This window comes from Psychromarinibacter sediminicola (genome assembly GCF_029168335.1).
Taxonomy (GTDB): Bacteria; Pseudomonadota; Alphaproteobacteria; order Rhodobacterales; family Rhodobacteraceae; genus Psychromarinibacter; species Psychromarinibacter sediminicola.
Map to the genome: position 1 here is coordinate 40,657 of NZ_JARGYC010000017.1, position 13,911 is coordinate 54,567.

Sequence of the window (13,911 nt, forward strand, 5' to 3'; positions counted from 1 at the left end):
AAAGACCCCGGCCCGGCGGCCGGGGTTTTTTCTTAGCGGTAGAACATGTCGATGCTGGTAAAGGCGTCCAGCTCGTGGTCCTCGCGGAACAGCGCGTGGTCCGAGATAAGCCGGTCGGCGGCTTCCTCGGCAAAGCGCTGCATGTCCGCGACGAACAGCGCGCGCGGGCTGGCCGCGGCGGCGATCGACGGCTCGATGTCATAGTCGAGCTGGCCAAGATCGTCCGACAGCGCGTGGCTCTGCGCCAGCGCCGCGCCGCAGACCCGCGCATAGCTCTTCCAGGTCGAGTTGCTGAGATCGCCCAGGTCGATGTCCTCGCGGAACGGGGCGCGTTCGCGCGACATGTAGCTGTCGCCCCAGATCTCGACCGCCCCGTAGAAGATGTCGCCATGGGCGAGCTGCACCTGCTGCGCATGCGCGATCCGGTCGGCCTTGTCGCCCGCGTCGAAGGTGCTGGGCGGCGTCAGCCCGGCCAGCGCCGAGCGGCGGGCGCGCTTGAACTCGATGATCAGGTCGTCCGAGCCGTCCTGCGTCGGCCCCTCGATCAGCACGTAATAGCGCGGCAGGCCGAGCGAGGCGGTGCCCTGCCCATGACGGATGCAGACGTCCTTGACCTTCAGCGCGCCGGCCCGTGGCGGATGCTCGAACCCCTCCGAGGCGGCCAGCTGGTCGATCGCCGCCTGGAAGGTCTCGATCTCGGTCGAGACCGGCTGCAGCTCGTCGGTGGGGCGAAAGCCGGTGCGGTTTTCGTTCAGGTAATCCTCGTGAAGCCAGCCGGAGCGTTCGGTCCAAGCCTCGTCGAACAGGCGGCGGACGACCTTGGGGGCATTGTGATAGCGGATGCTCTCGTTGCGCTCGGTCGGACGCTCGGCATAGCGTTCGATGGCGTCGAGGTAGCCCTCCACGAACCTCCGCACGATCTTGTGCCGCTTCTTGCGCGACAGATCTCCTTCGCTCTTCGCGGCAATCCAGAAGCCGGTGACGCCGCGCTTGATGTCCCAGGTGAAGGGCGCATAGATCGCCTCGTCGAAATCGTTGACGCCGAAGATGGGCGCGCCGTTGCGGTCCGGCATGACGCCGAAATTCGTCGGGTGCACGTCGCCCAGCGCCATCACCGTGGGCATCCCCGCGTCGTGCCCGGCCAGGTCGCGATAGAACAGAAGCGCGGTGCCGCGGAAGAACTTGAACAGGTCGCCCGCCAGGATGTCGAACTTCTTTCGCGCGTCGGGTTCGCGATCCTCGATGCGCGCGGCGTGGTCCTCGCGCAGGGTGGCGCGCACGTGGTGCCGGCGACTTTCGCCGGTCAGCAGCATCGGCGGGGTGGCCAGCGCGCCGCGCGCGACATCCTCGGACAGCTCGCGGAAGGCGTCGACCTTGCCCTCCGCCTTGCGGACAGGTTCGATGCGGGTCGTCTGCGTTTCTCCGTCCGCCGTCCGCGTCTCGGTCTTTCGGGATTCGGTACTCGTCTTCCGGTCCGCCTTTTTCCCGGTGCCGCCGGTCTTGGCCATCGCCTCCGCTCCGTGTGTGGTTCGACAGGCCCAACGCGCGGCTTGTCGCCGCGTTCCGGGGCGGCCCTAGCGCGCCAGGCGCCCGTCGTCAAAATCTTCTAGAAGATTTTGACTTTGCAGGATTTTCCAGAAAATCCTGATGCGCACGATCTTCTAGAAGATCGTGCTGCCCGCGGGCTTACAGGCTCTTGCGGGCCTTCAGCGCGGCGGTGATCGTGCCGTCGTCGAGATAGTCCAGCTCGCCCCCGATCGGCACGCCCTGCGCCAGCGAGGTGACGTTCACGCGCCCCTCCAGCTGGTCGGCGATGTAATGCGCCGTGGTCTGCCCGTCGATCGTGGCGTTCAGCGCCAGGATCACTTCGGTGATCCCCTCCGCCGCCACCCGATCCACCAGCTTGGGGATGCGCAGCTCGTCCGGGCCGACGGCATCCAGCGCCGACAGCGTGCCGCCCAGCACGTGGTAGCGGCCCTTGAACACGCCCGCCCGCTCCATCGCCCAGAGATCGGCCACGTCCTCCACCACGCAGAGCTCGCCGGTCGCCCGCTTCTCGGCGGCGCAGATCGGGCAGATCTCGGCGGTCGAGATGTTGCCGCAGTTCAGGCATTCCCGCGCAGTCTGCGCCACCGCCTGCATCGCCTCGGCCAGGGGCTGCATCAAGAAGCCGCGCTTCGAGATCAGGTGCAGCACGGCGCGGCGGGCCGAGCGGGGGCCGAGGCCGGGCAGCTTGGCCATCATCTCGATCAGGGTTTCGATTTCGGCGGGTGCGTCGGACATGGCCGCACGGTAGACCGGGATGACAGCGAGCGACAGGAGCGATCTGCGATGCGTCAGGGCGATGTGTCATTCTGGTATGCCGACATCGGCGGTGTGCCCGCGCGGCGGGCGCCGATGCAGGGCGACACGCGGGCCGATATCTGCATCGTGGGCGCGGGCTATACCGGGCTGTGGACGGCCTATTACCTGAAGCAGGCCGATCAGTCGCTGGACGTGCTGGTGGTGGAGAAGGACTTCGCCGGCTTCGGCGCCTCCGGCCGCAACGGCGGCTGGCTGACCGGCGGTTTCGCCTGGACCCACGACCGTTACCGTGCCGCTGCCGGGGAGGCGGGCGTGCGCGCCATGGTGCGGGCGATGAATGGCACCGTGGACGAGGTGATCCGCGTGGCCGAAGCCGAGGGCATCGACGCCGACATCCTGCGCACCGACGAGCTGGTCTATGCCGTGAACGACGCCCAGCAGCGGCGGCTGGAGGACGAGGCCGAGACGCGCATCCGCTGGGGCGAGGAGGGGCGCGTGCGCACCATCGGCGCGGAAGAGGCGCGGGCGCGCGTCGACGTGCCCGGCACGCGCGGCGCGATGGTGGTGGGCGGCGTCGCGCGGGTACAGCCGGCCAAGCTGGTGCGCGGGCTGGCCGCGGCGGCGGAGCGGCTGGGCGTGCGGATCGTGGAAGGCACGGCCGTGACCTCCATCGCGCCCGGACGGGTGGACACCGACCGCGGCCGCGTCACCGCGCCGGTGATCCTGCGCGCCACGGAAGGGTTTACCGCCACGCTGCCGGGGTCGGAGCGCGACTGGCTGCCGCTCAACTCCGCCCAGATCGTGACCGAGCCGCTGCCGGACGCCGTCTGGGACCGCATCGGCTGGCACGGCCACGAGATCGTCGGCGATTTCAGCCACGTCTACTGCTACTGCCAGCGCACCCGCGAGGGACGGATCGCCGTGGGCGGGCGCGGGATGCCCTATCGCTACGGCTCCGGGCTCGACGACAACGGCCGGCCCGGCGGTGATACGGTGGCACGGCTGATGCGCATCCTGCGCCGGCACTTCCCGGCCGCGGCGGAGGCGCGGATCGACCATGCCTGGTGCGGCGTCCTGGGGGTGCCGCGCGACTGGTGCGCGACGGTGGGCTTCGACCGCGACACCGGGATCGGCTGGGCCGGCGGCTATGTCGGCGTGGGCGTCAGCACGTCGAACCTCGCCGGCCGCACGCTGGCCGACCTGGCGCGCGGGCAGGAGACCGAGCTGACCGGCCTGCCCTGGGTGAACCGCCGGGTGCGGCGGTGGGAGCCGGAGCCGCTGCGCTGGCTGGGGATCACCGGGATGTACCGGCTGCTGGACGCGGCCGACCGGCACGAGGCGCGGGGCGGCGGGCCGTCGCGGCTGGCGGCGCTGGGCTATAGGCTGACGGGGCGTTAGGGGCGGCCGATACCCGTCCGTTGATCCCCTGTTCAGCCCTATGCCGTAGCTGGTCGTCCTGCGAGCTTCGGGTGATCTGTGCCTTTTGCGATCCCGCGCTGTCGCCGTGCTGCTGACGCCTGGCGCGGCACCGATTTCGCGGCGTCCTGTTTCCGGGAGCGACCGCCCTTCAGGCGGCAAGACGCCTTGCCCGCACGGTGACGCCGCCGGTCAGAACGGCAGCTTCATATCCGCCGGCAGCCCCATTTCCTCGGTGATCTTGCGCATCTCTTCCTGGCTGCGCTCGGACGCCTTGGCCTGGGCGTCCTTGATGGCGGCAAGGATCAGGTCCTCGACCACCTCTTTCTCGTCGGGCTTGAAGATCGACGGGTCGATGTCCAGCCCGGTCAGATCGCCCTTGGCGGTCGCCGTGGCCTTCACCAGCCCGGCGCCGGATTCGCCGGTGACGGCGATCGCGTCCAGGCTCTCCTGCATCTCGGCCATCTTCGACTGCATTTCCTTGGCCTTCTTCATCATGCCGGCCATGTCGCCGAAGTTGCCCAGTCCCTTGAACATCGCATCGCTCCTCAATCCGGGTGTCCCCGGACAGATACGGGCGGCGCCGGGCGGAAACAAGGGACGAAACCCGACACGCGCGGCGGCGACGGGCGACCGGCCGGGCGGCAACCCGGGCCGGGGCGAACACAGCGCGCCGCGGCCCGCGATTCGTGCTAGGATGCCGTGGCTGGCGGTGGGCCGGCTCTGCATGGGAGAAGAGCGATGCGGGAAGTGTTCGTAGGGATCGTGCTGGTCATCGGGATGGCAGCCGGGCCGGCCCCGGCGCAGAAGTCGGGGCAGGCCGGGGTCGACGTCGTGGCGCCCGAGACGACGGACACGCCGCCCCCGGTCCCCGCCGAGCCGACCGCGCCGGACGGCGACGCCAGCCTGACGGCGGCGCTGGAGACCCTTGGCGCCACCTTTCCCGAGGGCGAGGTCGCCGCGTTCCGAACCTACCTGGACGGCCTGCCCCCCGGCGTGACCGCCGCCACGATCGGCCACCTGATGTACATGCGCCGGCACTGGGACAAGGCGGCGTGGTTCTTCGGCACCGACGCGGTGGCGGACCCGACCGACGTCGCCTCGCTGAACAACGTGGCCGCGATGCTGGCCGAAGTTCATGCCGACGCGGACGGCGCGCTGCCCGACAGCCTGCTGCTGGCGGCCCACGATGCGGCGCGGGCGGCCACCGCGCTCGACCCGCAGGGCGCGGCGGGCTGGAACAACCTGGGCCGGATCGCGCTGGTGCTCGGCCGGGCCGCGGAGGCCGCGGAGGCGGCGCGCCGGGCCACCGAGCTGGCGCCGGACGAGCCGCTTTACTGGTCCAACCTGGCCCGCGCGCTGGAGGCCGCCGGCGACAGCGCCGGCGCCGCCGAGGCGCTCGCCCGCGCCCGCGCGCTGGAGCCCAACGGCATTCCCTATCTCAGCGCCCGCGCCGCGCTGCCCTCGGGCGGCGCCTATTCCGACGCGCTGGCCCGCGTCTGCAACGTCAACTTCCGCTGCCAGGAGATCTGCCCCAAAAGCATCATCGGCGGCATCCAGTCGGTCACCTGCGAGATCGAGAACACCAACGCCCAGGCGGCCTGCCTGGAGGGCAAGCCCTATCCCACCGCCTACGACTGTTCCGAGGACCTGCCGGATTACGGCATCCTGATCCCGGGCCTGAATTCCGGCTTCTCGGCCTGCGTGCCGGGCTTCTGCGTGCATGTCCTCGTCGACGGCGAGGGCAATGTCGACGCCCGCGTCGAGGCCGGGGCCAGCGTCGGGCCGGTCACCGGCTACGTGACGGCCGACGGGCATTACTCGCCCGAGAACGGGTTCAGCTATGACAATGTAGGCGGCGGCGTGCGCTGGTCGCTGGTCAACGGCTCGACCGCCGGCAACGTCGCCAGCGGGCTGGGCCACCCGCCGGTCCATGTCGAGGCCGAAAGCACGGGCGGCGGGCCGGTCAGCGTCGATATCGAGACCTACAACATGGGCGTGATCTCGATCTGAAGCATGTCGCATATAGTGGGATCCGGTTTTGTGCTCCCCGGACATGCGAAAACAACAAGTTAGGGCGTGTCGCTTGAACGCGACACGCCCTGGTCGGACCGGGGTGCCGCCCGCACGAGTCCGCACGGACCCGCGCGGGTCGGGATCAGTTGCCGGGCGCCGTCTTGGTGAGCGCCGGGGCGTTGCCGTTGCCGACCCCGCCGGGCTCGCGGACGATGCCGGTTCCGGTGCCCTTGCCCGGGACCAGACCGCTCTTCGGCGGCGGCGCGCAGTAGTGCTTGTCGCCGGCGGCTTCGTAGCGGCAGATCTCGCCGTCGTCGCAGGGCGGATCGCAGCCCGCATTGGCGATGCCGGCGGACAGGGCGAGCAGGCCGAACGCGACGATGGGAATGACTGATCTCATGACTTCCTCCAAGGATTCGTTGAAATGGGTCTTCGGTGCCGGAAATGGCACGGGGAAGCCTATTGCGGGGGCGTGGACGCCGTAAAGGAGTTTCTCCGCCCCGCGGCCGCGCCGCTCAGTCCTCCTCGAACGGATCCCACTCGTCCTCGACCTCGGGCAGCGCCTCTGCCTCGGCCTCGGCGGCGACCTCCTCGGGGGTGCGGATCTCGGTGATCTTCGCGCTGGGAAAGGCATCGAACACCGCCCGGACCAATGGGTGCTGGCGCGCCTGGTCCTCCAGCTTCAGCCGGTCGGCGTCGCGCTCTTCGGCGATCGTCGCGCCGCCGCCCTCGTTGACGACGGTCACGGCCCAGCGCACGCCGGTCCAGCCCTGCAGACGGCCGGCCAGGCGCGCGGCAAGGTCGGCGGGCGCGTCCTCCGTCGGCACGAACTCGATCCGGCCGGGCTGATAGCGGGCCAGGCGCAGGGTCGTCTCCACCTCGACCAGCAGCTTCACGTCGCGGTTGGCGCGGATCAGCTCGACCACCTGGTCGAACCGCGCGAACCGGGCCAGCGCCTGCGACGCATCCAGCGCCTGCGCCGTCGCCGCGCCCGAGGCGGTGCCGCCCGAGCGCATCCGCGCGGCATGGCAGGACACCGCCGAGGCGCCGGGGCTCGCCCCGCCGCCCGGGCCGGCCGGCGGCGCCGGCGCGGCGGGCGGCGGCGTGTCCTGCAGCTTGCGGATCAGGTCCTCGGGCGGCGGCAGGTCGGCGACATGGGTCAGCCGGATCACCGCCATCTCGGCGGCCATCATCGCGTTCGGCGCCTGCGCCACCTCGTCCAGCGCCTTCAGCAGCATCTGCCACATCCGCGTCAGCGCCCGCATCGGCAGCTGCTCGGACATCGCCAGGCCGCGGGCGCGCTCGTCCGGGCCGATGGTCGGGTCGTCGGCGGCCTCGGGGGTGATCTTGATGACGCTCAGCCAGTGGGTGATCTCGGCCAGGTCGCGCAGCACCGCCAGCGGGTCCGCCCCGTCGGCATATTGCCCTGCCAGCTCGGTCAGCGCGCCGGCCGCGTCGCCCGACATGATCATGTCGAACAGGTCCATCACCCGGCCCCGGTCGGCGAGCCCCAGCATGGCGCGCACCTGTTCGGCCGTGGTCTCGCCCGCGCCATGGCTCAGCGCCTGGTCCAGCAGCGATTCCGCGTCGCGCGCCGAGCCCTCGGCGGCGCGGGTGATCAGCGCCAGCGCCTCGTCGGTGATCTCGCCGCCCTCGGCATCCGCGATCCGGCGCAGCAGCGCGATCATCACCTCCGGCTCGATCCGCCGCAGGTCGAACCGCTGGCAGCGCGACAGGACGGTGACGGGCACCTTGCGGATCTCGGTCGTGGCGAAGATGAACTTCACATGGGCCGGCGGTTCCTCCAGCGTCTTCAGCAGCGCGTTGAACGCGCTGGTCGACAGCATGTGGACCTCGTCTATGATGTAGATCTTGTAGCGCGCGCTGGCCGCCCGGTAATGCACGCTGTCGATGATCTCGCGCACGTCGTTGACGCCGGTATTCGACGCCGCGTCCATCTCGTAGACGTCCACGTGCCGGCCCTGCGAAATCGCCAGGCAATGCTCGCACCGCCCGCAGGGCTCCGTCGTCGGCCCGCCCGCGCCGTCGGCGCCGATGCAGTTCAGGCCCTTGGCGATGATCCGCGCCGTGGTCGTCTTGCCGGTGCCGCGGATGCCGGTGAGGATGAAGGCCTGCGCGATGCGGTCGGCCTTGAAGGCGTTCTTCAGGGTGCGCACCATCGCGTCCTGGCCGACGAGATCGGCGAAGGTCTCGGGCCGGTACTTGCGGGCCAGCACCTGGTAGGCGGCTTTGTCTTCGGTCATCGCGGGATCGGCGGAATCGGGCATGGGCGGAGAGTAGAGCATCCGCCGGTCGGCCCCAAGCCGGATGTCGGGGCAGGGCGGCGCGCAAGGCCGTTCGAACGGCCTTGGCCACGCGGTTGCGCAACCGCGTGCAAGCGCCTTGAAAGGCGCTTGCGCCAAGGCGCTTCGAAGCGCCTTGCGCCCCGGGTCCGGTGTGAAGCTATGGACGCGGGCGCCCCCGAGGGCTACTCTGCCCCTGCCGATCAGAGGCGGCATCCGGGTCCGCGGAAAGCTGTAGCAGCACCTCGCACGACAGACCGACCACATTTCGGTTGAACTCATGCCCGACCAGCGGACCGACGGGCGACGAGAGGGATACCGATGACCCAATCCACCGAGAGACTCCGTCGCGCGGCCAAGGCGCTGCGCAAGGCATTTGCCGCCGGCAACCCGGACGCCGTCGCCCGCGTGCGCGCCGTCCTGCCCGACGCGGACGAGCTGAAGCACACGGGCGCGCTGCACGTGATCGCCCGCGAGGACGGCCATGCCAGCTGGCCGCGGCTCAAGTTCGCCCACGAGATGGCCGCGATGGCCCGCGACGAGAAGGTGCGACGGCTGGAGATCGCGCTGCATTTCGGCCAGCACTGGGTCGTCGAGGCGCTGCTGACCGAGACCCCGGATCTCGGCCGCGACGATCTCGGCCTCGCCTGCGCGCTCTACGACATCGACCACGTGCGCAGCATACTGGCCCGTGACCCCGAGGCGGCGACCCGCGCCATCCGTAACCGCCGCCCCCTCCTGCACCTCGCCTTCTCGCAGCACCTGCACGCCGGCGGCGACCGCAGCGCGATGATGCAGATCGCCGAGGCGCTGCTGGCCGCCGGGGCCGACGTCAACGACAGCTACCCGTATCAGGGCGATCCGAACGTACCGCTCTCGGCGCTCTACGGCGCGCTCGGCCACGCCCACAACCTGCAGCTCGCCGAATGGCTGCTGGACCACGGCGCCGACCCGAACGACGGCGAATCCCTCTACCACGCGACAGAGCTCGGCCAGACCGAGGGCCTGCGCCTGCTTCTGTCCCACGGTGCGCGCCCCGAGGGCACCAACGCCCTGCCGCGCGCGCTCGACAGCAACGACCACGCCATGGTCCGCCTGCTGCTCACCGCCGGCGCCGACCCGAACGAGGGCATCGCGCTGCCGCCGTCCGGCGAGGCGCCCTTCGTCATCCCGGCCCTGCCGCAGGCCGCGCGGCGCCTGTGCGACGGCGCGATGATCGACCTGCTGCTGGAGGCCGGCGCCGACCCGTCGGAACGCTGGCAAGGCATCTCCCCCTATGCCATGGCCCGCGTCTACGGCAACGCCGCCGCCGCGCGCCGCATCGCCGAGGTCGGCGGCGACACCGCGCTGACCCCGGCCGAGGCGCTGCTCGCGGCCGCGGCGGACGACACCGTGCCCGAGGGGCAGTTCGTGGACCCGCGCAGGCTGCCCGAGGAGTTCCGCACCCTGCCGCGCAGCCTGATGCAGCTTCCCGACCGCCTGCCACATATCCGCCGCCTGATCGCGCTGGGGCTGGAGCCCGACCGCCCCGACGCGATGGACCTGACGCCGGTGCAGGTCGCCGGGTGGGAGGGGCTGCCCGACGCGATGGCCTTCTTCCTGTCGCTCGGCCCCGACCTCGACCACGTCAACGGCTATGGCGGCGATCTGCTGTCCACCGTCGTCCACGGCTCGGAGAACTGCCCCGCCCGGGCCGAGCGCGACCACGTCGCCTGCGCGCGCCTGGCGCTGGAGGCCGGCCGCCCCCTGCCGCGCCGCGTCATCGACTTCGCGGGCGATCCGGACATGGCCGGTTTCCTCGCCGACTGGGCCGAGGCGCATCCCGACAGGGTGGACGAGGCCGACCGCTAACCGCGCCATTGCCTCCCCGCCCGGTTCCGGCCATTCTTAGCGCAACGACAAGCGCGCGAGGGAGGACCGCCATGCAACAGGACCGGTCACGGCTGATTGTCCTGGTCCTGCTGCTGGCCTGGGTCGTGGCCTTCTTCGGCGCGTTCATCGCCTTCTACCTGACGCCGGCGAAGGATTTCGGCCTGGCCCGCGGCTGGAACAAGGTCGGCGTGTTCATGGCCTGGCAGGCCGCCGCGACGTTGCTGGCGCTGTTGACCGCGATCTTCGCCTGGGGGCTGCCGCGGCGCACCGGCCTGCGCCGGGCCGGCTTCGTGCCGGTGGCCGTGCTGGGGCTGTCGGCCCTGGCGCTGGCCGGTCTGCTCGTCTGGGTGAACCTGTCGGATCCCAGGCCCGAACCCGCCGCGCCGCCGTCGTCGGCCCCCGCCCCGGCGCCGGACGCGGCCCCGGTGACGGAGCCGCCGCCGGAGTGAGGCCGCGCCGGCGGCGCCCCAGGGGCCCGATCAGACGTCGCCCTTGCGCCTGCGGTGGTCCTTCGTCACCGCCGCCACATGCCGTGCGAACGCCTTGCCGCGCGCCCGCGCCTCGGCGATCGTCTCGGTGCTGCGCGCATCCTCGCGCAGGAGCTTGCGCCAGCGCTTCAGCCGCTCGGGGTCCAGCTCCCCCGCCGCGATCGCGGCGGTGACGGCACAGCCCGGCTCGGTCTCGTGCGCGCAGTCGGAAAACCGGCACGCCGCCGCCAGCGCCGCGATGTCCGAGAACACCTCGCCGATGCCCTCGGCCGCCTCGGTCAGCCCCAGCTCGCGCATCCCCGGCGTGTCGATCAGCCAGCCGCCGGAGACCATGGGCAACAGCGCCCGCGCCGTGGTGGTGTGCCGCCCCCTGGCGTCATCCTCGCGGATTCCGCGCGTCGCGTCGTGCCGCCCGGTCAGCGTGTTGGTCAGCGTGGTCTTGCCCACGCCCGACGAGCCCACCAGCGCCAGCGTCTGCCCCGCCCGGCACCACGGCTGCAACAGCTCGGCCGCCCCGGGGTCGCGCGCGTCCAGCGCGATGGCCGAGACCAGCGGCGACAGCCGCTCGGCCCGCCGGGCATAGTCCCGCGGGTCCGAGGCCAGGTCGGCCTTGGTCAGGATCACCAGCGGCAGGCACCCCGATGCTGCGGCCAGCGCGAGGTAGCGCTCCAGCCGCGCGACGTTGAAATCGGCGTTGCACGAGGTGACGATGCCCAGCGTGTCGACGTTCGCCGCGATCAGCTGCCGCGCCGCCCGTTCCCCGGCGGCCCGCCGCTGGATCAGCGTCTGCCTCTCCAGCACCCGCAGCACCCGCGCGCCATCGGTCAGCACCCAGTCGCCCACGGCGATCTCGCCGGTGGACATCCCCCCGGGAACCAGCCCCAGCGGCCCCTCCGGGGTCAGCGCCGTCACCCGATCCCGGGCCACGGCGGAAATGCGCGCGGGGCTGCCGGTATCGTCTTCGGTCAGCTGCGCACGAAACGTGTTGGACCAGCCGAGGCCGGTCAGCGAAATATCGGTCAATGTCTTGAGTCCTTCGAACGGAAAAGGGGCGCGAAACCGCCGGGGTCTCGCGTCGAAGCGCGCAGGACGCGCTAAGCCTTATTGGACGACAAGCTCCATGAAGCCTTCCGTTCGATAGGGTGAGAGGTTGGACAACGACCCAAGCGGGGCTCGTTACGGCTGCTTCCTTCCGGACCTGACCGGGTTGGCGAGGCGCTTGCCCGCGCCAACCTCTCGACCGGTTACATAAGAAGATCCCACCGGATTCGCAAGAGAACGCGCCCGGGCTTCTTCTCGTCCGAAATACGCCGGGGGGTATGGGGGGCAGCGCCCCCCATCGCAGGAAAAACAACGCGCCGCAGGCGCTCCGTTTGGAAACGCCCGGCTCAGAGCGTGATGCGGAACCGCGCGAAGCCGTCCGGGCCGTCGCCGGCATATTCCATGTCCACGCCGGTGACGGTCTCGACGTATTCCTCCGCCGCCGGGCCGGTGTCGAACAGCACGCTCGTGCCCTCTTCCATCGGCGCGAAGGTCCAGTTGGCGTCGGCCGACGGGTTGATGGTGCCCTGGTCCACGATATAGCGCACGATCACGTCGCGGTTGGTGTCCGGCCCCTCGAAGATGATCGTCGAGCCGTCCGCGCCGGGGAAGCTGCCGCCGCCGCCCGCCCGGTAGTTGTTTGTGGCCACCACGAATTCCTGCGCCGGATCGACCGGCGCGCCCTGGTACTCCAGGTTCACGATGCGGTTGGCGTCCGGGTTCACCAGGTTGCCGTCGCTGTCGAACTTCGACGGCTCGGACAGGTCGATCTGGTAGGTCACCCCGTCGATCACGTCGAAGTTATAGCTGGGAAAGTCGGGGTTCAGCAGCACCTGGTCCGCCTCGCCCGGCGTGATCTGGTTGAACATCCCGGCCGACCGCTCCAGCCAATCCTTCAGCTCTGCGCCCGTGACCTTCACCGCCCGGATCGTGTTGGGATAGAGGTACAGGTCCGCCACGTTCTTGATCGCGATGTCGCCGGCCGGCACGTCGGTGTAATACTCCGGCCCGCCGCGGCCCCCGGCCTTGAACGGCGCCGCCGCCGAGACCAGCGGCAGGTCGGCATACTCGGTCTCCGCGAGCATCTGCTCGATATACCACAGCTGCGCGTTCGACACGATCTGCACCGACGGGTCGTCCGCCACCAGTGCGAAGTAGGAATGCAGCGGCGCCGAGGTCTTGCCCACCGCGCGCCGCACATAGGCCAGCGTCGCGTCGTGCTCGTCCTGCACCGAGGCCAGGACCTCCTCGTCGCTCTCCACCAGCGCCTCGACCGAGCGGTCCTCGTTCCGCTTCGAGATCGGCCGCGCAGAGGTCTCGAAGCCCATCACCGTCCATTCGTTGCCGTCCCTCTCCAGCATCACGTCGATCAGGCCCAGATGCGAGCCCCAGAAGCCGCCCATCGTCGCGGGCTTGCCGTGGATCGTGCCGGTGGCCGGATCGACGGCGCCGGAGGCTTCGTAGGCGGTGCCCGGGAAGACCAGGTGGTGGTGGCCCGTCATCACCGCGTCGATCCCCTCGACGGCGGCCAGCGGAACGCTGGCGTTCTCCATCCCCTCGGCATGCCGGTCGGCGCCGATCCCCGAATGCGACAGCGCGATCACGATGTCCGCCCCGGCCTCGCGCATCTCGGGCACCCAGGCTTCGGCGGTGGCGACGATGTCGCGCACCTTCACGTTGCCCTCCAGGTGCTTCGAATCCCAGGTCATGATCTGCGGCGGGGTGAAGCCGATGACGCCCACCTTGATCCGGTGTTCGTTGCCGGCGCCGTCCGTGACCGTCCGGTCGAGGATCACGTAGGGCTTGAACAGCGTGGTATCGCCCCGCGGCCCGCCGCCCTGTTCGGTCGCCACGTTCGACAGCACCACCGGGAACGCGGCGCCGGCCATCGACTTCATCAGGAAATCCAGCCCGTAGTTGAACTCGTGGTTGCCGATGGTCGCCGCGTCGAAGCCCACGGTGTTCATCGCGGTGATGATCGGGTGCATGTCGCCCTCCTTCATCCCGCGCTCGTAGGCGATGTAGTCGCCCATCGGGTTGCCCTGGATCAGGTCGCCGTTGTCCAGCAGCATCGAGTTGGTGGCCTCGGCGCGGATCTCGTCCACGATGGACGCGGTGCGCGCCAGGCCCACCGTGTCGACGGGCCGGTCGCTGTAATAGTCGTAGGGGAAGACGTGAACGTGCAGGTCCGTCGTCTCCATCAGTCGCAGGTGGACCTGGTTCGCGGCGGCCCGGGCGGAATAGGGATGGAGGGCGATCAAGGACGCTCCGGCGGCGGTGCCGGCGAGGAACGCGCGGCGGTTGAAATGCGGCGTGGACTTTCTAGCCATTTCGATTCTCCCTGACTATCTGCGCTGAGCCTATAGCGGCGGCGTGTGACACCAAAGCGATGGTTGTCGCCACGGCATCCCTGCGCCGGCCGCCGCCGACGGATCCGGCGGGCCGCCTCGATTTGCGCCCGCCCGTCCCGC

At 70.5% G+C, this 13,911-nt stretch carries 11 protein-coding genes and 1 other RNA gene; 4 read left to right on the forward strand and 8 right to left on the reverse strand.

Going from position 1 to position 13,911, the window contains the following annotated elements; all coding sequences use genetic code 11:
- Positions 1-32: 32 nt before the first annotated feature.
- Positions 33-1,508 carry a DUF2252 domain-containing protein gene (locus tag P1J78_RS08430; RefSeq protein ID WP_275566899.1) on the reverse strand — a complete coding sequence of 492 codons (1,476 nt, stop codon included), beginning with the start codon at positions 1,506-1,508 and terminating at the stop codon, positions 33-35.
- A gap of 178 nt (positions 1,509-1,686) precedes the next feature.
- Positions 1,687-2,283, reverse strand: a complete 597-nt coding sequence (recR, locus tag P1J78_RS08435; RefSeq protein WP_275566900.1) for a recombination mediator RecR — start codon at positions 2,281-2,283, stop codon at positions 1,687-1,689.
- Positions 2,284-2,331: 48 nt separating this feature from the next.
- Here recR and P1J78_RS08440 point away from each other — a divergent pair, with 48 nt between their 5' ends.
- Positions 2,332-3,702 (forward strand): NAD(P)/FAD-dependent oxidoreductase, encoded by a 1,371-nt coding sequence (locus P1J78_RS08440; protein WP_275566901.1) that lies wholly within the window; start codon positions 2,332-2,334, stop codon positions 3,700-3,702.
- A gap of 210 nt (positions 3,703-3,912) precedes the next feature.
- Here P1J78_RS08440 and P1J78_RS08445 read toward each other — a convergent pair whose 3' ends face one another.
- Positions 3,913-4,257 (reverse strand): YbaB/EbfC family nucleoid-associated protein, encoded by a 345-nt coding sequence (locus P1J78_RS08445; RefSeq protein ID WP_275566902.1) that lies wholly within the window; start codon positions 4,255-4,257, stop codon positions 3,913-3,915.
- A 204-nt stretch (positions 4,258-4,461) separates the two neighbouring features.
- On the opposite strand from P1J78_RS08445, the gene P1J78_RS08450 reads away from it, so the two are divergent.
- Positions 4,462-5,733 carry a tetratricopeptide repeat protein gene (locus P1J78_RS08450; protein ID WP_275566903.1) on the forward strand — a complete coding sequence of 424 codons (1,272 nt, stop codon included), beginning with the start codon at positions 4,462-4,464 and terminating at the stop codon, positions 5,731-5,733.
- Positions 5,734-5,878: 145 nt separating this feature from the next.
- Here the strand turns inward: P1J78_RS08450 and P1J78_RS08455 are convergent, their stop codons facing one another.
- Positions 5,879-6,136, reverse strand: coding sequence for a hypothetical protein (locus P1J78_RS08455; protein WP_275566904.1), 258 nt, complete (start codon positions 6,134-6,136; stop codon positions 5,879-5,881).
- A 115-nt stretch (positions 6,137-6,251) separates the two neighbouring features.
- On the reverse strand, positions 6,252-8,000 hold the full coding sequence (locus P1J78_RS08460) for a DNA polymerase III subunit gamma/tau (RefSeq protein ID WP_275566905.1): 1,749 nt from the start codon (positions 7,998-8,000) through the stop codon (positions 6,252-6,254).
- Between the two features lie 360 nt (positions 8,001-8,360).
- Between P1J78_RS08460 and P1J78_RS08465 the strand changes: the two genes are divergently transcribed.
- Positions 8,361-9,890 carry an ankyrin repeat domain-containing protein gene (locus P1J78_RS08465; protein WP_275566906.1) on the forward strand — a complete coding sequence of 510 codons (1,530 nt, stop codon included), beginning with the start codon at positions 8,361-8,363 and terminating at the stop codon, positions 9,888-9,890.
- Between the two features lie 71 nt (positions 9,891-9,961).
- The gene (locus tag P1J78_RS08470; protein WP_275566907.1) at positions 9,962-10,360 is read left to right on the forward strand and encodes a hypothetical protein; all 399 of its coding nucleotides are present in this window, start codon (positions 9,962-9,964) and stop codon (positions 10,358-10,360) included.
- A 30-nt stretch (positions 10,361-10,390) separates the two neighbouring features.
- Here the strand turns inward: P1J78_RS08470 and rsgA are convergent, their stop codons facing one another.
- The 3 genes from rsgA to P1J78_RS08485 form a co-directional block, all read right to left on the reverse strand.
- The gene (rsgA, locus tag P1J78_RS08475) at positions 10,391-11,422 is read right to left on the reverse strand and encodes a ribosome small subunit-dependent GTPase A (RefSeq protein WP_275566908.1); all 1,032 of its coding nucleotides are present in this window, start codon (positions 11,420-11,422) and stop codon (positions 10,391-10,393) included.
- Between the two features lie 118 nt (positions 11,423-11,540).
- Positions 11,541-11,637, reverse strand: an RNA gene (ffs, locus tag P1J78_RS08480) — signal recognition particle sRNA small type.
- A gap of 150 nt (positions 11,638-11,787) precedes the next feature.
- On the reverse strand, positions 11,788-13,770 hold the full coding sequence (locus P1J78_RS08485; protein WP_275566909.1) for a bifunctional 2',3'-cyclic-nucleotide 2'-phosphodiesterase/3'-nucleotidase: 1,983 nt from the start codon (positions 13,768-13,770) through the stop codon (positions 11,788-11,790).
- Positions 13,771-13,911 lie beyond the last annotated feature (141 nt).

What these genes read in the sequence shown, in the direction of transcription:
- P1J78_RS08430 (WP_275566899.1), bottom strand. Translation starts at nt 1,508, where the DNA reads ATGGCCAAGACCGGCGGCACCGGGAAAAAGGCGGACCGGAAGACGAGT.
- recR (WP_275566900.1), bottom strand. Translation starts at nt 2,283, where the DNA reads ATGTCCGACGCACCCGCCGAAATCGAAACCCTGATCGAGATGATGGCC.
- P1J78_RS08440 (WP_275566901.1), top strand. Translation starts at nt 2,332, where the DNA reads ATGCGTCAGGGCGATGTGTCATTCTGGTATGCCGACATCGGCGGTGTG.
- P1J78_RS08445 (WP_275566902.1), bottom strand. Translation starts at nt 4,257, where the DNA reads ATGTTCAAGGGACTGGGCAACTTCGGCGACATGGCCGGCATGATGAAG.
- P1J78_RS08450 (WP_275566903.1), top strand. Translation starts at nt 4,462, where the DNA reads ATGCGGGAAGTGTTCGTAGGGATCGTGCTGGTCATCGGGATGGCAGCC.
- P1J78_RS08455 (WP_275566904.1), bottom strand. Translation starts at nt 6,136, where the DNA reads ATGAGATCAGTCATTCCCATCGTCGCGTTCGGCCTGCTCGCCCTGTCC.
- P1J78_RS08460 (WP_275566905.1), bottom strand. Translation starts at nt 8,000, where the DNA reads ATGACCGAAGACAAAGCCGCCTACCAGGTGCTGGCCCGCAAGTACCGG.
- P1J78_RS08465 (WP_275566906.1), top strand. Translation starts at nt 8,361, where the DNA reads ATGACCCAATCCACCGAGAGACTCCGTCGCGCGGCCAAGGCGCTGCGC.
- P1J78_RS08470 (WP_275566907.1), top strand. Translation starts at nt 9,962, where the DNA reads ATGCAACAGGACCGGTCACGGCTGATTGTCCTGGTCCTGCTGCTGGCC.
- P1J78_RS08485 (WP_275566909.1), bottom strand. Translation starts at nt 13,770, where the DNA reads ATGGCTAGAAAGTCCACGCCGCATTTCAACCGCCGCGCGTTCCTCGCC.